Source organism: Elizabethkingia sp. YR214 (genome assembly GCF_003058195.1).
In the GTDB taxonomy this organism is placed as follows: Bacteria; Bacteroidota; Bacteroidia; order Flavobacteriales; family Weeksellaceae; genus Elizabethkingia.
In genome coordinates, this window is sequence record NZ_QBUH01000003.1 from 149,205 (window position 1) to 169,443 (window position 20,239).

A 20,239-nucleotide genomic window follows, 5' to 3' on the forward strand; every position below is an offset into this window, starting at 1 on the left:
AAAGAACACGTTACTTATGAACGAAACGCTGGAACAAGCAAAATCCAATCTTCCTGTACAGGGATTTTTAAAATATAAGGATCTGATTATTCCTCAGGGAGAAGAGCTGAAACAAGCTATTCTGGATTTGAAGAAAGAAAAGAATGCAGTTATTCTGGCTCATTACTACCAGCCGGGAGAGATTCAGGATATAGCTGATTTCTTAGGAGATTCTTTGCAATTAGCACGTCAGGCAAAAGAAACGAATGCCGACATGATTGCTTTTTGTGGAGTACATTTTATGGCAGAGGCTGCAAAAATCCTTAACCCTACTAAAAAAGTTGTTTTACCAGATACATTAGCAGGCTGCTCATTAGCCGATGGTTGTAGTGGAGAAGGACTTCGTAAAATGCGTGAAAAGCATCCGAATGCTTTAATTGCTACTTATATCAATTGTAATGCTGAGACTAAAGCAGAGAGTGATATTATTGTAACAAGCTCCAATGCTGAAACAATTATCAACGCTCTGCCAACAGATCGCCCGATTATCTTTGCTCCGGACAAAAATCTGGGAAGATATCTGTCTAAAAAGACAGGACGAGATATGATCTTGTGGGATGGGAGCTGTATAGTACACGAAGCATTTTCAATGGAACGTATTGCAAAACAATTGGCAGATCATCCTAATGCAAAGCTTATAGCCCATCCGGAAAGTGAAACACCGGTACTGGATTTAGCTCACTTTATCGGATCTACTTCTGCGTTGTTAGATTATGTACAAAAAGACGATTGTCAAGAATTTATTATTGCTACGGAAGAAGGAATTCTGCATGAAATGAAAAAACGTGCACCGCATAAAACCTTAATTCCGGCATTGGTATTCGATGAAAGTTGTAATTGCTCCGAATGTTTCTATATGAAAAGAAATACAATGGAAAAATTATACCTGTGTATGAAGTATGAATTACCAGAGATTTTAATTGACGAAGAATTGCGTTTAAAGGCATTAAAGCCAATTGAAGCGATGCTGGATCTGTCGAAGAGCATAAAATAAGATTCAAACAAACTATTAAAAAATATTAAAAAAGTTTTGTTCAGTAATTGGCAAAACTTTTTTAGTTTTATAAGTATTATGATCTCAAAAATTATTTTAGAAAATATCAAGATTTACGCTTATCATGGCGTATTGCCGGAAGAGACAATTCTGGGGACTTATTACCTGATTAATGCAGAAATTCATGCCGATTTGTGGAAAGCAACTGAGAGTGATGATCTGAAGGATACCATTAATTATGCATTGGTAAACGAGATTATTCATCAGGAAATGAAAATACCGTCTCAGCTGTTAGAACACGTTATTGGCAGAATCATGAAGCGTATTGCTGCAGAATTTAAACAGGTAAACTTTATTAAGATTAAGCTGACTAAAGTGCAGCCTCCAATGCCTGGCGAAATGACAGGAGTAAGCCTGGAGATGGAAAAAGCTTTCTAAAAATATATCTTCTTCCTTTTAAAATACTATTACCTTATAAAAATAAAAACTTCAAATACCAACTCAAATAAATATTCTATGACAAACAATTACACCCTTGTGGAAAGATCCCAGGCAACTAAATGGACACGATTTTTTAATTATATTATAGATGCTACTATTTTTTATATTTTAATTTTTCTGTTTGGGGGCTTATTGGGAGTATGGTATTCCTTAACACAATCCGAATTGGCTTATTCTATTATACAGGCTATGACTAATGCCAGCAGGTTGGTTGATCAATTTGTTACAATGGTTCTGTATGCTATATTCATGTTTGTGCAGGAATGGATTTTTAAAGGCAGATCGATTGGGAAGTTTATTACGGGTACAAGAGCTGTTAATGAAACGAATCTTCCCCTAAATGTTATCGACTTGCTAAAGAGAAATTTTACAAGGGCTGTTCCTTTTGAAGCATTCTCTTTTTTCGGGCAAAATGGTCTACATGATAAATGGTCCAATACACGAGTGGTCAATGTCAAGCAATTTGAAGAAAGTCTTAGACTTAGAGATGAAATGGAGGAAATAGGGCAGATTGTGGCCTGAAATTTTGAAAGATTTTGCCGAAACATTTTATCTTTAAAGAAATATTGCTATATTTGCAAACCTAAAACGGTGCTTTGGCCGAGCGGCTAGGCAGTGGTCTGCAACACCATCTACAGCGGTTCGAATCCGCTAGGCACCTCTTAAAAACCTCTGATTATTCAGAGGTTTTATTTTTTCTAAAAACTTTGTATCTGTAATACAGTGATATACATTTCTTATTTTTTTACTATAAAAATAAATTTTCTTTCCGATACTAAAACCCAATATTTATCGTTGTTTCATTAGATTAATGACTTTTTGTCCATAATAATTAACATTCGTTAACGTCCGAATGGAATCAATATTGGAGAGCATAAGAAATAAATGCTTTGAAAGTCTTTTTTTTCAGAGGTAAAACGAGAGATATGAAAAATATAGTATTAACCGGATTGGTAACAACATTGCTATTGGCTTCGTGTAATAAAGGAGATCAGAAAGTAGAAGGACCTACTGTAGCAGAACAGAAATTAGATTATCAGGCGAAGCAACTTGAAATTGAAAAACAGAAGCTGGCCATAGAGAAAGAAAAATTTGCTTTTGAACAGGAAAAGAAAGCAGACAGCTTGGATAAAGCTAAGAAAACAGCGGTAGCTGCAACTTCTGTAGCTGCGGGAAAAGCTAACTATGCAGGAAATACGAATTATACACCAAGAAAAAAACGTACAAAGAGAAGCTCATATAGTGGCAACTCCGGGTACAATGGTGGATATGCGAATAACGGAAGTTCAGGAAATAGTGGCTACAGCAATGCAGGAGTACAGCAACCACAAAAGAGAGGTATGTCTTCGGCAGCTAAAGGTACCATTATCGGTACTGTAGGTGGTGCAGCAGCAGGTGCATTGATTAGCAAAGGAAACAGAGGAGCCGGAGCTGTAATTGGTGGTGTTCTTGGAGCTGGTGCAGGATATGCAATCGGTAGAGCAAATGACAGAAAGACTGGTAGAGTACAACCAAGATATTAATTTACTTTTACTTAAATTAAGTATAGTTTCAGAGGGATGCAGAGATTGCATCCCTTTTTTATATGCTTTCCGGGCAAAACTATATTTTCTGAATAATTGAAATAGATAAATGAGACCTCTTTTAGAGTAGTTTTTTATCCCAAAATAACCTAATTTTGTATTACTATGTCGAATCAACTAGGTAATTTACTTACACTTAATACTTTTGGAGAAAGCCACGGATTGGCTTATGGTGGAATTATAACAAATTTTCCGGCAGGACTGGAGGTAGATCTTGAAGCAGTACAGCATGAGCTGGACAGAAGAAAACCAGGACAGTCTGCAATCGTTACTCAGCGTAAAGAAAGCGATACAGTTAAATTCCTTTCAGGAATTTTTGACGGAAAAACAACTGGTACACCAATAGGCTTTATTATAGAAAATGAAAATCAGAAGTCTAAAGACTACGACCATTTGGCTCAGGCTTACAGACCTTCGCATGCAGATTTTACCTACGATCAGAAGTTTGGTTTTCGCGACCATCGTGGTGGCGGGAAGTCATCTGCAAGGGAAACTATTAACTGGGTTGCAGCTGGAGCTTTGGCAAAACAATTATTAGCAGATGTACAGATCAATGCTTACGTATCTTCAGTAGGTGATATTTTCTGTGAAAAGCCATATCAGGATTTAGATTTTAGTAAAATCGACGATAATATTGTTCGTTGTCCGGATGAAGAAACTGCTGAAAAAATGATTACCAGAATCAAAGAAATTAAAAAGCAGGGAAATACAATTGGAGGAACGATTACCTGTGTAATCAAAAATGTACCAACAGGCTGGGGAGAACCTATCTTTGGTAAACTTCAGGCTGAATTGGGAAAAGCAATGCTGAATATTAATGCCTGCAAAGGGTTCGAGTATGGTTCTGGTTTTTGTGGTGCTAAGATGCTGGGAAGCGAACATAACGATTTGTTTAATGAAGATGGAACTACAAAGACAAACCTTTCCGGAGGAATTCAGGGTGGAATTTCCAATGGTATGGATATCTACTTCAGAGCTGCATTTAAGCCTATTGCGACTATTTTGCGTCCGCAGGAAAGTATTGATAAAGATGGCAATTCGGTAACTGTGGAAGGAAAAGGGCGCCACGATCCTTGTGTATTGCCACGTGCTGTACCGGTAGTAGAGGCTTTAGCTGCATTTGTACTGGCAGATATGATGTTAATAAATAAAACGAGAAAACTATAATGGATATTAAAAAATTCTGGGACGAGGCCGTTACTTATAACGAATACTTAAGACATGCCGGAGAAATTTTGGGAAATCCGAGAAATCAGCAGGATGTTGATTATCTGGAATACTACAAGCTAGGAATTCAGAGAATGAATAGAATGTCTGAAAAATATCTTCCTAATGAAAAGCAGGTGGAAATCCTTGCACAAAAAAACTTCAGAGGAAGAATACTAATTATTTCTGAAGCATGGTGTGGTGATGCAAGTCAGGCAATACCAGTTGTTGTAAAATTCTTCGAACAATATGAAGTAAGAGTTACGTACCGCGATCAGGAACCATCATTAATAGATGATTTTTTGACTAATGGCGGAAAGTCTATTCCTATTATTCTGTTTTTGAATGAAGATTTCAACGTAATAGGGCAGTGGGGACCACGCCCGGCACATGGAAAAGAACTTCTGAATAAGCATAAAAATGATCCTGAAAATTATACAAAAGACGATTTCTACCACGAATTGCAAGTGTATTATGCTAAAAACAGAGGTTATGATACAATTGAAGAGCTTCTGGAATTAATCCCCTCAGGTAACTAAAAAAAATACAGATGAAAGGTTCAAAAATATGGATATTGGTACTGGTTGCTATTGTTGCAGTGATCTTTCTGGTGCCGGGTCTTAGAAACTTTTTTAAAGATCAGGTAATGATGAAACCAACAGTTGAAAAACTGAATAATGAAGTTACCGTAACAGATGCTGAATACAATATTGAGCTAAAGGGAATGAATGTGCCAGATGCTAATCTTAAAGATTTCAAAGGCAAAGTAGTATTCCTGAATTTCTGGGGAACATGGTGTCCGCCATGCCGTCAGGAATGGCCAACTATTCAGAAATTATATGACGGCAAAAAAGGCAAAATGGAATTTGTACTTATTGCGATGCAGGATAAAGAAGAAAGTGTAGCCAAGTTTCTAAAAGAAGGTAACTATACTGTTCCTGTATATATTGCAACAAGTCCGCTTCCAGATAAATTTCTGGTAAAGACTTTCCCCTCTACATTTATTCTTGACAAAACAGGAAGGATACTGAAGAAAGAGGAAGGTGCAGATGACTGGAACTCAGAATCTAATCAGAAATTTGTAGATACTGTCACAAAATAGACATTGGTACAGATTTTGAGATTTTAATGCTATCAAACCAAAATATAATTTACAGAAATGGCATTAAAAGCATCAAAAATCAGGCTGATACAAGAAGCATTCAGACATAAAGGTTTTATCCGAAAGCTTCCGGATTTATTCAGAATGATAAAATTCATTTCAAAAGGAGATTACAAACCCGATCTTAAAGGCTTTCTCCTTCCCGGTCTGGCACTTGTATATGCTATATCACCAATAGATGTGCTCCCGGACTGGATTCCGGTAATCGGACAAATGGATGATCTGGCAGTATTAGCACTGGCTATGCCGGTACTAATGAAAGAAGTTGAAAAATTTCTAATCTGGGAAGACGACAAGAAAAACGGAATTAAAACCATTGAAGTCGAGGCTCAGTAAAAACAATACACAGAATAAGCCACCCATTTCGGGTGGTTTTTTTATTTTTGACCTTTGAAACGAAGCCTGATAAAAATATCAGCTGATGAATATATTACGGATGAAACAAAAAAACAAACTTCTGATCTCTGTTGTTGGACCTACAGGTATAGGTAAAACTAAACTTGCTATTGAAATAGCACAACGCTTCGGAACAGAAATCGTTTCATGCGATGCCCGTCAGTTTTTTAAAGAAATGCCCATAGGTACTGCAATGCCTGATGAAGAGGAATTGGCCGCGGCTCTACATCATTTTATTGCTAACCTGAGTATTCAGGATGATTATTCTATTGGTAAATATGAAAAAGATGCTCTGAACAAATTAGATGAGTTATTTCAAAAATATGAGGTTGTAATAATGGTTGGGGGCTCCGGAATGTATGAAAGAGCGGTTATTGACGGATTAGATAAATTGCCGGAAGCCAACGCCGATAATATCAAAAAACTGGAAGCTATTTTGGAATCTGAAGGTATTGCAAAACTTCAGGAGCTTTTAAAAGAAGCCGATCCGTTATATTATGATAAAGCAGATACTGAAAATCCAAGAAGACTTCTGAGAGCACTTGATATATTCTGGCAAACAGGAAAGCCGTATTCTGACCTTTTAAATAAGAGCAGGATCGAAAGGGATTTTGATGTTATCAGAATAGGAATAGAAGCGCCAAGAGAGGTTTTATATGAACGGATTAATAAGCGTGTAGACATCATGATGGAGAAAGGTTTACTGGAAGAAGCAACGCTACTTTATCCTTTCCGCGAGAAAACAGCATTACAAACAGTGGGCTATACTGAACTGTTTAAGTATATGGATGGAGAATGGACATTGGATTTTGCGGTAGAAGAAATAAAGAAAAACAGCAGGCGTTATTCAAAACGTCAGCTCACCTGGTATCGTAAAGCAGATGATATCCATTATTTGCAGCTGGGTTATACAGAGGAAGATCTTGAAAAGCTATTGAAGCAATTATCCCTTCTAAAATAAAGAATCACGGCCCGAAAGCCGCGATTCACATTAAAATAGATTATATAAAAATGGATTGACATTTATTTCCATCCGCCACCAAGGGCTCTGTAAAGATCTACCATGCTGCTCAAACGCTGGCGTTTGATAGAAGCAAGATTTAATTCTGCCTGAAGCGAATTTGCCTGTGCAGTAATTACCTCCAGATAATTAGCCATTCCGCTTTTGTAAAGCATCTGTGCATTTTTTATCCCGTCTTTCAGGGTAGATACCTGATCAACAGCTGTCACTTCCTGTGTTTTTAGCTGTTCATTAGAAGCCATCGCATCAGATACTTCACCCATCGCATTCAGAACTGACTGACGAAATGCCAGTACATTTTTCTCACGTTGAATTTTTGCAACTTCCAAATCCGTTTTTAATTGTCTCTTTTGGAAGATAGGTTGGGTAATTCCTCCTAAAGCAGAACCGAAAAGAGACGCCGGAATCTGAAACCAATTATCAAATTTGAAAGAATTGATTCCTCCGCCAGCTGTAATCTTTAGAGAAGGGTACATATTGGCTTGTGCAATACCAACCATAGCATTAGATTCTAATAATGCTAATTCTTGTTGTCTTACATCCGGACGGCGGCTTACCAATGCTGCCGGCAGACCAGCAGAAACAGTTACCGGCATAGAAGCATCTGCAATATCCAGAGATCTGTTTACGGTATTAGGCGCTTCTCCTATAAGAATACTTAAAGCATTTTCCTGGATAGCAATATTCTGTTTCAGCTGTGAGGTAAGAAGCTCAGTTGATTGTTTCTGTGCTTTTGCCTGCTGGATTCCCAGAGCAGTAGCATCACCACTGTCCCACATTTTCTGTGTAATGGTTAACGTGTTTTCGCTTAACTCCAGATTAGACTCCGCTATTTTCAGTTGTTTGTCTAACATAAGCAGGTTGTAATAACCCTGAGCAATGGCAGCGATAACCTGGGTCTGTATTGCTTTTGAGGCTTCATACGACTGTAAATACTGCATTCTGCTTACTTCCTTCTGGTTTTTTATTTTTCCCCAGATATCTGCTTCCCAGGAAAGGTTGAAGGCTGCATTATAATCTTCGACATGATTCTTTCCGATAAAGAGATTCAGACTCTGACCGTTCATACTGTTTTTAGAGGGCCTTGATATCTGCGCCGATGTCGTAAAATTAATATCAGGGAATTGTAAATATTTAGCTTGCAATAATCTTTCCTGTGATGCTGCTACCTGCTTTAGTGCAATCTGTAAATCAAGATTATGATTAATTCCTTTTTCTATTAACTGCTGAAGTGTCTGATCACTGAAAAACTGTTTCCAGCTCATATTGGCAATACTTGCTGTGTCAGCAGTAGCTGTAAAACGAAACTCCGAAGGCAACTGAAGATCCGGTTTTGTATAAGCTACTCTGGTTTTGCAGGAAACCACAATTGCAGCTGCCATTATTACCAGAAATATTTGATGTATTTTTTGCATGTTTTTATAATTTTTAGTGTGAAGCAGAATGTTGGTGAGCAAATTCCTTTTGAAGAGCTCTTCTTTTTTTCTTGCTTGGCATTTTCTCATGCAGGTACTGGAAGATTACATATAGTACAGGAATAATGAATATTCCAAGTACAACTCCGGTAAGCATCCCGCCGACAGTACTAATTCCGATTGAATGATTTCCTTTTGCAGATGCACCCTGAGTCCATACCAATGGAAGCATCCCGATAATGAACGCAAAAGATGTCATCAGAATAGGACGAAGTCTTAATTTTGATGCCTGAAGCGCTGATTCTATCAGTGATTTACCTGCTTTTCTTCGCTGAACTGCAAATTCTACAATCAGGATTGCATTTTTCGCTAGTAAGCCTATAAGCATAATCAGTCCCACCTGAACATAAATATTGTTGTCGATCCCTGCCAATCCGGTGAAAGCATATACTCCGAATATCCCCGTTGGAATAGTCAGAATAATAGCGAAGGGAAGAATATAACTTTCATATTGTGCAGAAAGCAGGAAGTAAACAAATAGTATACTCAACATGAATATAAATACAGTCTGTCCACCAGCTTTAATCTCTTCACGGGTAATACCTGTCCATTCGTAGCCATAGCCACGGGGAAGTGATTGTTTAGCTACTTCTTCTACTGCTTTAATTGCATCTCCGGTACTATATCCTGGTTTTGGTGTTCCGTTGATGGTTACAGAATTGAACAAGTTATTCCTTGTAACTGTTTCGGGGCCATAAGTTCTTTTTAATTTAACTAGTGTTTTAGTTGGAACCATTTCGCCGAGATTATTTTTCACATAGATGCCTTCCAGCGAGTTGATATCTGTACGATAAGGAACATCAGCCTGCGCCATTACCCGGTAATATTTACCAAATCTGTTGAAATCGGATACGAAGCTACTACCGAAATAGATCTGCATAGTCTGCATAAGCTCCGTAATAGATACACCTAGTTGTTTTGCTTTTTCAGAATCAACTTCTATGGTATATTGTGGGTTTCCGGCAGCAAATGTAGTAAAGGCAAATGCAATCTCCTTTCTCTTCATCAGTTCACCAATAAATGCCTGAGCTGTTGTTCCTAACTGCTCGAAAGAACCATTGGTTTTGTCCTGTAGCATAAATTCAAAACCACTGACATTACCAAATCCTTGTACAGTAGGGAAGTTAAAGAAGAATGCATTCGCATCTTTTACAGCACTTACTTTTCCGGTTAAGGTGGCAGCAATCTGATCGGGATCTTTTAGATCTCCTCTTTTATCAATGTCTTTCAGTCTGATGAAACCTGCAGAATATGGGGATGCATTAGCATTACTGATAAAGTTCAGTCCGTCTGCTACCCAAAGGTGATTCGTTGCATTTTCCTTTTTTACAATTTTATCTATTTCCTCTGTAGCACGGTGAGTCCTTTCTAATGAACTTCCCGGAGGAGTATTTACAGCATATAATACAAAGCCCTGATCTTCTGTCGGGATAAATCCGGATGGTGCTTTGTTGATAAGGAAAACACTGATTCCGGTAATTAATACAAGACCAGTTACAGCAATCCATTTATTCTTAATCAAAAACTTAAGACTATAAATGTATTTACGTGTCATCGTATTGAATGCAGCATTGAAAGCTCTAAAGAATTTAGCTCCAAATCCTTTTTTCTCCTGATGGCCATGATCACCCTGAGGATCGTCCAAAAATAAAGCACATAATGCCGGACTTAGTGTAAGAGCATTAATCGCTGATATAATAATTGCGATAGCCAGAGTAAAGGCAAACTGTCTGTAAAAGACTCCGGCAGGACCCTGCATAAATCCTACAGGAACAAATACTGCAGACATGACCAAGGTAATGGAAATAATAGCCCCAGAGATTTCACTCATAGAGCTCATTGTAGCTTGCTCTACGGGCATGCCGGTCTGCTCCATTTTGGAGTGGACTGCTTCCACAACAACAATAGCATCATCCACTACAATACCAATTGCCAGTACCAATGCAAATAAGGTAAGCATGTTGATACTGAAGCCAAACAGCTGAAGGAAGAAGAATGTACCGATAATAGCCACCGGAACAGCAATTGCCGGAATTAATGTAGATCTGAAATCCTGAAGGAAAATGAAAACAACGATGAATACCAGAACAAATGCAATAACCAATGTCTCCACAACCTGATGGATAGAAGCATCCAGAAAGTCCTTGGAGTTATACATGATAATTGGTTTCACACCTTTTGGAAGGGTAGTAGAGAACTCATCAACCTGTTTCTCAATTTGTGTAAGAATTTCATTAGCGTTGGATCCTGCTGTTTGCAGAATTGCAAACCCGGCAACAGGCTTACCATCTACGCGGTTCGCTGCTGTATAAGTATATGAACCTAATTCTACTCTGGCAAGGTCTTTTAATCTTAGGAATGAACCATCTGAATTAGCTTTGATTACGATGTTTTCATAGTCATCATTCTTGTTCAGTTTACCTTTATATTTAAGGATGTATTCATAAGTTTCTTTACTCCCTTGACCTAAACGGCCAGGCGCTGCTTCCAGGTTGTGATCTTTAATTGCTGCCATTACTTCCTGAGGGGAAAGATTATTTGCAGCTAAACGATCTGGCTTTAGCCAAATTCTCATAGAGTAATCTCTTGTACCAAATACCTGTGCTTGTGCAACTCCCGGAATACGCTGTATCTGAGGAATAACATTAATCTTCAGGTAATTTTGCAAGAAGAGTTCGTCATATTGTTTAGGATCTTCACTGTATAATCCCATAAACATGATAAAGCTGTTCTGTACTTTCTGTGTTGAGATCCCGGATTGGGTTACTTCCTGAGGAAGCTGACTCATTGCCTTGGAAACTCTGTTCTGAACATTTACAGAAGCATTATCCGGATCTGTTCCCTGTTTGAAAAATACATTAAGGGTCATTGTTCCGTCGTTACTGGAGTTGGACGTCATATAGGTCATGTTTTCCACCCCGTTCACTGCCTCTTCAATAGGGTTCGCTACCGATCGGGCAACGACTTCCGCATTGGCTCCCGGGTAAAAAGCCGTAACCTGTACACTTGGAGGTGCAATATCCGGAAATAGTGTAATAGGAAGGTTAAACAATGAAAGAGTTCCCAGTAATAGTAGTATTATAGAGATAACGGTAGAGAGTACCGGTCTTTCGATAAATTTTTTTAACATAAGAATTAAATTTTCGGAGCATTATTTTGGGAATACCCCGTATTGTTATGATGTTAATAATTTCTTTGTCGGCTATAGAGGCTTGGCCTGAAGCAGACTGTCAGAGGAAAGTGCTTTTGGATTTACTACAGCACCATCTTTCAGCATTCCTAAACCAGTATAGACAATTTTATCACCAGCCTTAAGGCCGTCGGAAACAAAATAGTAGCTGTCCGTTTTTCCGGAAATGCTGATAGGTTTGCTGGTTACTTTTCTATCTTTCCCCAGAATGTACACATAGGTTTTATCCTGAATCTCGAATATAGATTCCTGAGGAACAACCAATGCATTGCTCAATAATTGAGGCATACGTACCTTACCAGTATTTCCATTTCTTAGTGTTCCGTTGGTATTAGGGAATACAGCTCTTATGCTTATAGCCCCTGTGCTTTTGTCGAACTGACCGTCGATAATACTCATTCTTCCTTTTTCAGGATAAAGACTGTTATCGGCAATAACAAGATCTACCATTGGCATATTTTTGATTTTTTCTTCCAGAGTGGCACCTGTATATTTATTCTTAAAGGCAATAAAGTCCAGTTCACTTAGTGAAAAATAAGCATAAATCTGGCTAACGTCCGAAAGTGTAGTCAGCGGATTAGCATCTGCTCTGGAAATAAGACTTCCTTTCTTATTCGGAATTCTTCCAATATATCCACTTACAGGTGCTGTAATAGTTGTAAACCCGGCATTAATTCTTGCATTTCCCAATGATGCTTTTGCCTGTTCTGCAGCAGCTACTGCTACGGCGTAATTGGCTTTTGCTGTTTTCAGTTGTACATCCGAAACAACTTTAGAACTTACAAGGGGAATTAAGCGGTCTACTTCAACTTTAGCCTTCTGTATATTAGCATTGGCAGCTTGTAAATTGGCTTGTGCCATATTTACCTGCTCTCCGTATGTACGGGAATCAATTTTGAACAAAGGTTGTCCGGCTCTTACAAAAGCCCCTTCTTCTACATAGATTTTATCCAGATAACCGTCTACCTGTGATCTGATTTCTACATTATTTTTTCCTTCCAAAGCAGCAGGAAATTCCTGAAAGGTAGTTGCCGGGGAGGAAACTACGGTGTATACAGGTACCTGAGGTGGAGGTGGTGCCTGGCCTGCTGTTTCCGAGGCCTTGCTACAACTGTTTAGTAGTAATATGATACCAGAAAGCAGTATAATAACTCCTGATTTTTCAAGCATTTTCATTATAATTTCAGATTTTTTTTGTTTATAAGCTTAGTTTCTGTTTTTACAGATTAAAATATGTTTAATAGGTGTAATATTTTCTAACAGTGTTAATATTTAGATAAAATATAACTGTCTGAAAAATAGAGCGTGTCAAATATCCGGACGCATTAGTTTTATAAGTTTTTAATTAAAAAGTGTGATGAACAGTATGTTTATTATTTGTATGTTAGTTTTCCTAACGGTGTTAATATTTGGTTCAAAAAAAATTTACAAAGATTTAATAAAGGAAACAACTGCTTCATCAAATGTAGCTTTGTTCATTGTTTCCGGCATATCCGCATTGCGCATCATCATAATAGAAATCATTCCGTGTACCGCAGAAAATAAAGCATGAGATTTGTGACAAGCTTCATCCGTATTAGATCCATTTTTTTCAATGATCTTGAGGGTACATTCGTAAATCATCTGCTGGAAAAGAGAAAATTCGTCTTTCATCTGGCCTTTGCCACAACATTGCATTCCCAGTCCAAACATCAGCTGGTAGTATTCTTTGTTTTTAAAAGCAAAATCCCAGTATGCATTTACCAGTGCTGTAAGCTTATCTTCAGGTGACTCATATTTCTTTTGGGCTTTTATTAAGTCTTTTTGTAAAAGCTTAAATCCCTGAAGAGAAATTTCGAAAAGGATAGCATCCTTATTTTCAAAATGGTCATATACTACCGGAGCACTATATTCTATAGCATCTGCTATTTTTCTCATAGAAAGTGATCCCCATCCTTCCGTTTTAGCCAGATTGAATGCTGCCTGCAAAATGTTTGCACGCACCGATTCTTTTTCCCGCTGTCTACGTTCATGTACTCCCATGATAATTTTTCCTAACAGTGTTAGCAAATTTACAGACCTTCTGGTTCATTTTCCAAATAAATTTTAAATTTTAACATTTTCAGCATTTATAAAAATGTGATAGGCAATAATTTTAAAAGAAATTTTATCTTTGTTGTCAAGTTAGTAGAAGCACTTTTTATTTAAAAGTGAACGATCTGTTTACAGGAATAGATTTTTTAAACGCTTAGAACTTTAAACAATTAAAAAAATGGCAACAACACCTTCTAATATGCTGGCTTTAGGAACTAAAGCTCCTTATTTTGAACTTGAAAACCCTTTAACGGAAGTATCAGAGAACCTTGAAGATTTAAAAGGTAAGAAAGGAACTTTAGTAGTATTTATGAGCAATCATTGCCCGTTTGTACAACATGTAATTGATAAAGTAGTAGAATTACATGAAGATTATCAGGAGCAGGGAATCCAGATTATTGGAATCAATGCAAATGATATGGAACAATCTCCAGAGGATTCTCCTGAGAAAATGCTAGACTTTATTAAAGAAAGAAATATTACATTCCCATATTTATATGATGAGAGTCAGGCTATAGCTAAGGCTTATCAGGCAGCTTGTACTCCGGATTTTTATTTGTTCGATGACAAACTGGATTTGGTATACAGAGGCCAAATGGACGAGTCTCGCCCGGGAAATCATAAAGAGATTACTGGTGAAGACCTTATTATTGCATTTGAAAATTTACTGGCAGAACAGCCTCAGGAAGAATTGCAGTTACCAAGCATAGGATGCGGAATCAAATGGAAATAATTTTCAGATAGCTAATGATCTTATAATAAATAAAAAGGCCGGAATCTGTTCCGACCTTTTTTATGTTTTAAATAAGTATACGTGAAATTATATCAGCGAATACAGCCAAAGAATAGTTATAACAAAACTTCTTCCAGAGGTAGTAGTCTCGAATCTTCGATAGCAGCAGTTCTGTGTCCTGTTATTTTCATATAATCTTCGTTCTGCTCAAAACTAAAAAAATCACTAACGCTCTTTTGTTTTACCAACATACATAGATCCCAGTATTCATTTTCAGGGCCTATCAGAAAGAGATCCCCTTTTCCAATAAATAAAATTTCTCCACCACTGGCCTTTAGAAAAGGTTCTGCTTCTTTAATGTAAATTAAATAAGCTTCGTGGCCAGTTATACTATGGGCAGGTTTCAGATCAGGATGTGCGGAATAATCTGCCTCTTTCTTTAGTTTTATCAAATTCAGGTTGACAATACTTCCCTGCATATTTTTCTGAAACAGGTGTTTTCCTGCCTCAAAGCTTGGAGATAAATGTTTTTTGGTCATAACATTAGTATGTTTCTGTATCAATACTGTTGATATAAGCTTTTTCAGCTTTCATTATTTCCTGACGATAATTGATATACTTATTGTCCTGAGAATGAATAACAGTTACAAATTCAAAAATAAAATTGTCACCTCCTTGTTCTGTCCAATCACTTTGTAATTGTGGATTAGTAAATAGTCCACTGTTTAGCAAGAATTTGATTTTATTAACCAATGCTTCCATGTTTAGAGAACTCTGGACATATTGTTTTTCGGTTGTATTATTTTTTACGCTAAGGACACCCATTGTTATTTTATGTGCCTTTGCTTTTTCTCTTAATTCTTGTTTTAATGCATTTTTCATCTGATCATAGATTATCTTATATTTCCGCCTAGCTCGTATAGGAAATCACTTACAGTCTTCAGTGACTTAACCTTTCCGGAAGGGAGAATGCCTTTTGTAATATTTTCTGCTGTGACCAAGGCATCTTCCAATACTTTTTTCCCGGTAGAAGTAATCACAACATAGCTTACTCTGGCATCCCGTTCGTTGGCTTCTCTTGTTACAAGCCCTGTTTTTTCCATAGGGTTTAGTAATCTGGTTACACCAGATGCTGTAAGACCAATTTTTTCTGCCAGATCAATTCTGCGCATTTTGCTTTCAGAAGAAGAGTTGAGTATATACAAAATGGCAAAATCATTGAAACCTAGCCCGTGTACACTAAGGGAATCAAATTTCCGGGCAATAACTGATTGTAGTTTATTGATGTTAATTAAAAGTAATAATTCAGTACTTATCATTGATATCTATTTGATTAATCAAGTATTTTAATATTACAAATATATGCATTTTAATTAATTACAAAATTTGTTTTTGAATTAATACTTATTTATTTTATTGAACTTGTAGAAATGTAAGAAATATTGTAAAAACTTTATTTGAGTATATTCAATAAAAAAGCCCATCAATCAATATTGATGAGCCTGTTTACTATTGAGTAATGATTTTTATGCTTCGTCAGCAGACGGTCCATATAGTCCGGGAACAGGAATGTCGAGCATTCTTAGATATAAGCTCAGCTGTCCTCTGTGATGGATTAGGTGATTGTTGATGACAAAGCGTAATGCTCCTATTTTTGGTAATTCTGCGATAACATGATCTCCGGCTTTTAGGGTATAAGTCTGCAGCCAGAAGTTTTCATCAGTACCATTAACAAAATCGATATTGTTTTCCACTCCTTTTGCAAGAATATCCTGTAGCTCTGCAAAAGATGTTGCCTTTAACGGAACATAATCCGTATGGAAATTAAAGCTGTCTCTTTCTAGAGCGGTCTTTAGCCATAAGTGTAATTCAACAACGTGGGAAGCAAGTTCCAGTGCAGACATCGATTTTTGATGAGGTTTCCAGATGGCATTTTCATCTTTAAGTCTCTCAATAATTCTTCGAGTGTTATCTGCCTCTCTTTGATTTTCAATAAGGATTCCGTCTTTAATGCTCATATGTTTTATTTTAAAAATGGATTATGTTCTTTCTCAAATCCTATTTTAGTAGAATTTCCGTGTCCTGAGAAAACTTGGGTGTCTTCCGGAAGAACCAGAAGTTTAGTTTTAATACTATCAATCAGCTGATCAAAGTTGGCTTTGAATAGATCTGTCCGCCCAATACTGCCTTCAAATAAAACGTCTCCGGAAATAATAAACTTGTCGTCCGGATTATGATAGCTGATACTTCCCGGTGAATGTCCCGGAGTAAAATAAATATGAAATACCTCATCACCTAGTTTTAATTCGTCGCCTTCGTTAAGGAATTTTACTTCCCCATTAAAATTATCGAAATCGAATCCAAAACGTTGTGCGGAAAGATTCCCCATTTTCAGAATTTCTTCTTCATCCGGGTGGAGGTATACAGGAACTTTATAAGTGTCGTATGCCCACTGTAACCCCAAGATGTGGTCAATATGGGCGTGAGTTAGCAATATCTTTTCAATTTTTAATCCATTATCGGAAATAAAAGATTGCAGAGCTTCAGTTTCTTTCGGGTGAACATTTCCCGGATCTATAATCCATGCTTGTTTCTGATCATTATATACAACATAGGTATTCTCAGAAAAAGGATTAAAAGGAAAAATTTGTATATGCAGCATTTGCAGAAAAATTATAAATTTACGTAAGACCAAATTTACGAAACCTTTTCATCGGTTCACCGCGAAAAGTACTATTTAGAATATTTAATAATATGAAAAAAAATATCAGGATTTCTTCTTGTTTTGGTGGTGCTATGCATTTTTGTACAGAACAAAACCTTTGTCTATCAACTGGATTACAAATACAGTAATAAAAACGATTACAAATAAAAATATGATGATCATTAAAAAACTATTATTACTTTCTTTTTCTGTATTGTTTCTGAGTATTTCCGCCCAACTCAGAACGTTTGTTTATGAAGTAAAATATAAGAGCAATCCGGATAAAGATAGTATCATAACTCTGAAAATGAATCTGGATGTTATGGATCAGCAATCAGTTTTCAGAACCGATAAGCAAAAAGAAACTGATTCTATTTTTTCAAATACAGGAAGATGGACATGGTTTGATACAGGATTTGGGAATCAGCTATATGTCTCTAAAAATCTGAAAACGAAAGAAACCTTTAAAAATGTACAGAATGCAAGAGAGCTTTATACCATACCAATAAAAGAAAATCTACAGTGGAAGATATTGCCCGATAAGGACAAAGTGGGAGAATTTGCTGTGCAAAAAGCTACTACCAATTATGGAGGCAGGAACTGGACGGCATGGTTTGCAACAGAAATTTCAATTTTAGACGGACCACATGCCTTTAGTGGTCTTCCCGGACTTATTGTAAAAATAGAAGATGAAAAGAAAGATTATCAATTTGCACTTACAGAAATTAAAAAAAGTGGAAAACAACTTTTCCAAAGAGGAAAAGGTCTTGTTTTGACATGGGCGCAGTTTCAGAAACTGGCAAAAGATTATTACAATGATCCTTTCAAAGAATATAAAGCCGGACAATCGAAACTAAGAGTAGTTGATGAACATGGTAACGTACTGCCAATTGATTATAAAGATATGACTTTATCCGAGCAGAAAAAAATAAGAGAAACAAATAATCCTGTAGAGCTCAATTATAAAATTAGTTATCCATAGTTCTGTGGGAAAATAATGCTGTAGTACATCGATTTTGATACTAATATCGGAAGAACTGTGATTGCCGGGAAAAATAAAGGAATAGAGCTTAACTCTAACTCAACATTTTTGATGCGGGCAGATTATTAGTTCTGATAGTTTATAAAAAAAATACCTGAATTATTTTCAGGTATTTTTCCAACAATTTATATTAATATAATTCTTCACAAAGTTCTTTCATTACCTGTATCCATTCATCATTGTCATTTAGACAAGGAATATAGGAGAAGGATTTTCCACCTGCGTGTTCGAAGATTTCTTTCCCTTCTTCGGAAATCTCTTCAAGCGTTTCCAGACAGTCTGAAACAAAAGCCGGACATACTACTGCCAGGTCTTTTACTCCTTGTTTAGGAAGACTTTCCAGGGTTGCATCGGTATAAGGCTGAATCCATGGGTCTTTTCCCAATCGTGACTGGAAAGTAAGGATTACTTTATCCTCTGCTAATGCTAATTTTTCACGAACTAATCGGGTCGTTTCATAGCAATGATTCAGATAACAGTATTCATTGAAGTGATGATGTCCCTCGGTTCTGCAATTCTCAAGATTACAGGTTTGTGTAGGATCTGTTTTATAAATATGCCTTTCTGGTACACCATGATAAGAAAACTGAAGTTTGTCAAATGTCTCAGGCAATTGTTTTCTGATGCTATCAGCCAACACATTTATGTAAATATCGCGGTTGTAAAAAGGCTTTACATACTTAATCTTTACATCAGGAAATTTTTTCTTTCTTACCTCTTCGGCCTTTACAGTAACTGTTTCGGTAGTACTCATAGCATATTGTGGATATAAAGGGAAAAGAATAATTTCATTTACACCTTTATCTACAAGATCTTGAATTCCTTTTTCAATGGAAGGTTGTGCATAACGCATTCCTAATGCTACAGGAACATCTACTACCTGCTGAAGCTTCTTTTGTATCTGTTCCGAGATAACAATTAGTGGTGATCCTTGATCAGTCCACACCGTTTTGTAGGCTTCTGCGGATTTTTTTGGACGGGTTTTCAGAATAATCCCCTGTACCAATATAGACCTGAACAGCCATCTGGTATCAATTACTCTTTCATCCATCAGAAATTCATCAAGATATTCTTTTACATCCTTTACAGATGTGGATCTGGGAGAGCCAAGGTTGACCAGTAATATTCCTTTTTTAATATTCGAAGTCTGAGAGTTACTCACAAGCTTTTTATTATTGGTGTTTGTAATAGAGGATTATCCGTTAACAGCTTCTACGTTGTTTACAAGCTCAGGAACGAATTGCTTCAGTATTCCTTCAATGCCGTTTTTCAATGTCGCTGTAGAAGAAGGACAACCGCTACATGCTCCCTGTAATAACATTCTTGCAGTCTTACTCTCTTTATCGTACTCGATTAAAGAAATTTTTCCACCGTCATTTTCTACTGCAGGAGATACATATTCATTAAGGATATCGCTGATTTTTTGTTCATCATCAGTATAATCACGGTTAATGATTTTTTGTACCGGATTCTCATGCTGATGCGCAGGAACATTGCTGATCGGATTACCGTTCTGGAGATAATCTGCAATAAAGCCACGTGCATCCATCATTACCTCATGCCATTGTACATTGTCGGTTTTGGTAAGTGCTACAAAATTATCACTGATGAAAATTTCTTTTACATAATCCAGTTTTTCAAAGACTGTTTTAGCTAAAGGAATATCTGTAGCTTCTTCCGGATTACGTATTTCCAGAAAACCTTCTAATAAAATTTTGTTAGAAACAAATTTCATTACCGAAGGGTTTGGAGTCATCTCAGCATATAATGTATACTGTTCTTTTTTCTTTGGTAAAAAGATTTTCGGGTAAGCCAGTAACTGATCTTCAATTACATTTTTAAGGCTTTGTGCCACAACATCCCACTCTACAGTATCTTCTTTGGCTACAGCAATAAAGTTGGCTGTAATAAAGATACGAGTGATAAACGGATAGTTGAATAATTCCTGGGCAACAGGAATTTCTGAAATATCAGAATTTCTATCCAGTTCCAAAGAGCCTTCTATTAAAGTATGTCCAGCGACAAACTTTAGGACTTTTGGATTCTCAGTAGGTTCTATTAAGATTTGATACATTGTTATTTTGAATAAAATGAATACAAAAATATCGTAAATTGGTGGG

Annotated in this window: 22 protein-coding genes and 1 tRNA gene; 12 read left to right on the forward strand and 11 right to left on the reverse strand. The window is 36.8% G+C overall.

What is annotated here, in order from left to right; translation table 11 throughout:
- Positions 1-16 precede the first annotated feature (16 nt).
- The 10 genes from nadA to miaA all read left to right on the forward strand — a co-directional run bounded on the left by nadA (position 17) and on the right by miaA (position 6,842).
- Positions 17-1,033 carry a quinolinate synthase NadA gene (gene nadA, locus C8J95_RS06780; protein ID WP_059326050.1) on the forward strand — a complete coding sequence of 339 codons (1,017 nt, stop codon included), beginning with the start codon at positions 17-19 and terminating at the stop codon, positions 1,031-1,033.
- A 78-nt stretch (positions 1,034-1,111) separates the two neighbouring features.
- On the forward strand, positions 1,112-1,471 hold the full coding sequence (gene folB, locus C8J95_RS06785) for a dihydroneopterin aldolase (RefSeq protein WP_034869645.1): 360 nt from the start codon (positions 1,112-1,114) through the stop codon (positions 1,469-1,471).
- A 78-nt stretch (positions 1,472-1,549) separates the two neighbouring features.
- Positions 1,550-2,056 (forward strand): RDD family protein, encoded by a 507-nt coding sequence (locus C8J95_RS06790; protein ID WP_107807698.1) that lies wholly within the window; start codon positions 1,550-1,552, stop codon positions 2,054-2,056.
- Positions 2,057-2,124: 68 nt separating this feature from the next.
- Positions 2,125-2,195: transfer RNA gene (locus C8J95_RS06795), tRNA-Cys, on the forward strand.
- A gap of 265 nt (positions 2,196-2,460) precedes the next feature.
- The gene (locus C8J95_RS06800; RefSeq protein WP_107807699.1) at positions 2,461-3,057 is read left to right on the forward strand and encodes a glycine zipper domain-containing protein; all 597 of its coding nucleotides are present in this window, start codon (positions 2,461-2,463) and stop codon (positions 3,055-3,057) included.
- A 165-nt stretch (positions 3,058-3,222) separates the two neighbouring features.
- Positions 3,223-4,284, forward strand: a complete 1,062-nt coding sequence (gene aroC, locus C8J95_RS06805) for a chorismate synthase (RefSeq protein WP_107807700.1) — start codon at positions 3,223-3,225, stop codon at positions 4,282-4,284.
- Complete coding sequence (locus tag C8J95_RS06810; RefSeq protein WP_107807701.1) at positions 4,284-4,862, forward strand: thioredoxin family protein; 579 nt, start codon at positions 4,284-4,286, stop codon at positions 4,860-4,862. Before aroC ends, C8J95_RS06810 begins: the two co-directional genes overlap by 1 nt.
- A gap of 11 nt (positions 4,863-4,873) precedes the next feature.
- A complete protein-coding gene (locus C8J95_RS06815; protein ID WP_107807702.1) occupies positions 4,874-5,425 on the forward strand; it encodes a TlpA disulfide reductase family protein in 552 nt (183 codons plus the stop codon).
- 57 nt (positions 5,426-5,482) lie between these two features.
- Positions 5,483-5,821: a YkvA family protein gene (locus C8J95_RS06820; RefSeq protein WP_107807703.1), complete on the forward strand. Its 339-nt coding sequence runs from the start codon at positions 5,483-5,485 to the stop codon at positions 5,819-5,821.
- Between the two features lie 85 nt (positions 5,822-5,906).
- A complete protein-coding gene (miaA, locus tag C8J95_RS06825) occupies positions 5,907-6,842 on the forward strand; it encodes a tRNA (adenosine(37)-N6)-dimethylallyltransferase MiaA (protein ID WP_107807704.1) in 936 nt (311 codons plus the stop codon).
- 62 nt (positions 6,843-6,904) lie between these two features.
- Here miaA and C8J95_RS06830 read toward each other — a convergent pair whose 3' ends face one another.
- The 4 genes from C8J95_RS06830 to C8J95_RS06845 form a co-directional block, all read right to left on the reverse strand.
- Entirely contained in the window at positions 6,905-8,317 is a 1,413-nt protein-coding gene (locus C8J95_RS06830) for an efflux transporter outer membrane subunit (RefSeq protein ID WP_107807705.1), read from the reverse strand.
- A gap of 13 nt (positions 8,318-8,330) precedes the next feature.
- Positions 8,331-11,507 carry an efflux RND transporter permease subunit gene (locus C8J95_RS06835; RefSeq protein WP_107807706.1) on the reverse strand — a complete coding sequence of 1,059 codons (3,177 nt, stop codon included), beginning with the start codon at positions 11,505-11,507 and terminating at the stop codon, positions 8,331-8,333.
- A gap of 72 nt (positions 11,508-11,579) precedes the next feature.
- The gene (locus tag C8J95_RS06840) at positions 11,580-12,743 is read right to left on the reverse strand and encodes an efflux RND transporter periplasmic adaptor subunit (RefSeq protein WP_107807707.1); all 1,164 of its coding nucleotides are present in this window, start codon (positions 12,741-12,743) and stop codon (positions 11,580-11,582) included.
- 249 nt (positions 12,744-12,992) lie between these two features.
- Positions 12,993-13,589, reverse strand: coding sequence for a TetR/AcrR family transcriptional regulator (locus C8J95_RS06845; RefSeq protein WP_107807708.1), 597 nt, complete (start codon positions 13,587-13,589; stop codon positions 12,993-12,995).
- A gap of 229 nt (positions 13,590-13,818) precedes the next feature.
- Here C8J95_RS06845 and C8J95_RS06850 point away from each other — a divergent pair, with 229 nt between their 5' ends.
- Positions 13,819-14,373, forward strand: coding sequence for a thioredoxin family protein (locus C8J95_RS06850; protein WP_107807709.1), 555 nt, complete (start codon positions 13,819-13,821; stop codon positions 14,371-14,373).
- A 116-nt stretch (positions 14,374-14,489) separates the two neighbouring features.
- Here the strand turns inward: C8J95_RS06850 and C8J95_RS06855 are convergent, their stop codons facing one another.
- The 5 genes from C8J95_RS06855 to C8J95_RS06875 all read right to left on the reverse strand — a co-directional run bounded on the left by C8J95_RS06855 (position 14,490) and on the right by C8J95_RS06875 (position 17,035).
- Positions 14,490-14,912: a DUF1330 domain-containing protein gene (locus tag C8J95_RS06855; RefSeq protein WP_107807710.1), complete on the reverse strand. Its 423-nt coding sequence runs from the start codon at positions 14,910-14,912 to the stop codon at positions 14,490-14,492.
- 4 nt (positions 14,913-14,916) lie between these two features.
- Entirely contained in the window at positions 14,917-15,255 is a 339-nt protein-coding gene (locus C8J95_RS06860; protein WP_107807711.1) for a GIY-YIG nuclease family protein, read from the reverse strand.
- 11 nt (positions 15,256-15,266) lie between these two features.
- Positions 15,267-15,692, reverse strand: coding sequence for a MarR family winged helix-turn-helix transcriptional regulator (locus C8J95_RS06865; protein ID WP_107807712.1), 426 nt, complete (start codon positions 15,690-15,692; stop codon positions 15,267-15,269).
- 207 nt (positions 15,693-15,899) lie between these two features.
- Positions 15,900-16,391 (reverse strand): DinB family protein, encoded by a 492-nt coding sequence (locus C8J95_RS06870; RefSeq protein ID WP_107807713.1) that lies wholly within the window; start codon positions 16,389-16,391, stop codon positions 15,900-15,902.
- Between the two features lie 5 nt (positions 16,392-16,396).
- Positions 16,397-17,035 carry an MBL fold metallo-hydrolase gene (locus C8J95_RS06875; RefSeq protein ID WP_107807714.1) on the reverse strand — a complete coding sequence of 213 codons (639 nt, stop codon included), beginning with the start codon at positions 17,033-17,035 and terminating at the stop codon, positions 16,397-16,399.
- Positions 17,036-17,249: 214 nt separating this feature from the next.
- On the opposite strand from C8J95_RS06875, the gene C8J95_RS06880 reads away from it, so the two are divergent.
- Positions 17,250-18,059, forward strand: coding sequence for a GLPGLI family protein (locus C8J95_RS06880; protein ID WP_146165446.1), 810 nt, complete (start codon positions 17,250-17,252; stop codon positions 18,057-18,059).
- Positions 18,060-18,249: 190 nt separating this feature from the next.
- On the opposite strand, the gene hemH is transcribed toward C8J95_RS06880, so the two are convergent.
- Together hemH and C8J95_RS06890 are read right to left on the reverse strand one after the other, a co-directional pair.
- Positions 18,250-19,281, reverse strand: coding sequence for a ferrochelatase (gene hemH / locus C8J95_RS06885; RefSeq protein ID WP_107807716.1), 1,032 nt, complete (start codon positions 19,279-19,281; stop codon positions 18,250-18,252).
- A gap of 33 nt (positions 19,282-19,314) precedes the next feature.
- Positions 19,315-20,193, reverse strand: coding sequence for a NifU family protein (locus C8J95_RS06890; RefSeq protein WP_059326069.1), 879 nt, complete (start codon positions 20,191-20,193; stop codon positions 19,315-19,317).
- Positions 20,194-20,239: the final 46 nt, after the last annotated feature.

Bases quoted from the DNA above. Each gene is read 5' to 3' on its own strand.
- C8J95_RS06830 (WP_107807705.1), bottom strand. From the start codon at position 8,317: ATGCAAAAAATACATCAAATATTTCTGGTAATAATGGCAGCTGCAATT.
- C8J95_RS06840 (WP_107807707.1), bottom strand. From the start codon at position 12,743: ATGAAAATGCTTGAAAAATCAGGAGTTATTATACTGCTTTCTGGTATC.
- C8J95_RS06835 (WP_107807706.1), bottom strand. From the start codon at position 11,507: ATGTTAAAAAAATTTATCGAAAGACCGGTACTCTCTACCGTTATCTCT.
- C8J95_RS06860 (WP_107807711.1), bottom strand. From the start codon at position 15,255: ATGAAAAATGCATTAAAACAAGAATTAAGAGAAAAAGCAAAGGCACAT.
- C8J95_RS06820 (WP_107807703.1), top strand. From the start codon at position 5,483: ATGGCATTAAAAGCATCAAAAATCAGGCTGATACAAGAAGCATTCAGA.
- nadA (WP_059326050.1), top strand. From the start codon at position 17: ATGAACGAAACGCTGGAACAAGCAAAATCCAATCTTCCTGTACAGGGA.
- C8J95_RS06875 (WP_107807714.1), bottom strand. From the start codon at position 17,035: ATGCTGCATATACAAATTTTTCCTTTTAATCCTTTTTCTGAGAATACC.
- C8J95_RS06880 (WP_146165446.1), top strand. From the start codon at position 17,250: ATGATGATCATTAAAAAACTATTATTACTTTCTTTTTCTGTATTGTTT.
- C8J95_RS06790 (WP_107807698.1), top strand. From the start codon at position 1,550: ATGACAAACAATTACACCCTTGTGGAAAGATCCCAGGCAACTAAATGG.
- C8J95_RS06890 (WP_059326069.1), bottom strand. From the start codon at position 20,193: ATGTATCAAATCTTAATAGAACCTACTGAGAATCCAAAAGTCCTAAAG.
- C8J95_RS06850 (WP_107807709.1), top strand. From the start codon at position 13,819: ATGGCAACAACACCTTCTAATATGCTGGCTTTAGGAACTAAAGCTCCT.
- C8J95_RS06865 (WP_107807712.1), bottom strand. From the start codon at position 15,692: ATGATAAGTACTGAATTATTACTTTTAATTAACATCAATAAACTACAA.
- C8J95_RS06870 (WP_107807713.1), bottom strand. From the start codon at position 16,391: ATGAGCATTAAAGACGGAATCCTTATTGAAAATCAAAGAGAGGCAGAT.
- C8J95_RS06810 (WP_107807701.1), top strand. From the start codon at position 4,284: ATGGATATTAAAAAATTCTGGGACGAGGCCGTTACTTATAACGAATAC.
- aroC (WP_107807700.1), top strand. From the start codon at position 3,223: ATGTCGAATCAACTAGGTAATTTACTTACACTTAATACTTTTGGAGAA.
- C8J95_RS06845 (WP_107807708.1), bottom strand. From the start codon at position 13,589: ATGGGAGTACATGAACGTAGACAGCGGGAAAAAGAATCGGTGCGTGCA.
- C8J95_RS06815 (WP_107807702.1), top strand. From the start codon at position 4,874: ATGAAAGGTTCAAAAATATGGATATTGGTACTGGTTGCTATTGTTGCA.
- folB (WP_034869645.1), top strand. From the start codon at position 1,112: ATGATCTCAAAAATTATTTTAGAAAATATCAAGATTTACGCTTATCAT.
- C8J95_RS06800 (WP_107807699.1), top strand. From the start codon at position 2,461: ATGAAAAATATAGTATTAACCGGATTGGTAACAACATTGCTATTGGCT.
- C8J95_RS06855 (WP_107807710.1), bottom strand. From the start codon at position 14,912: ATGACCAAAAAACATTTATCTCCAAGCTTTGAGGCAGGAAAACACCTG.
- miaA (WP_107807704.1), top strand. From the start codon at position 5,907: ATGAATATATTACGGATGAAACAAAAAAACAAACTTCTGATCTCTGTT.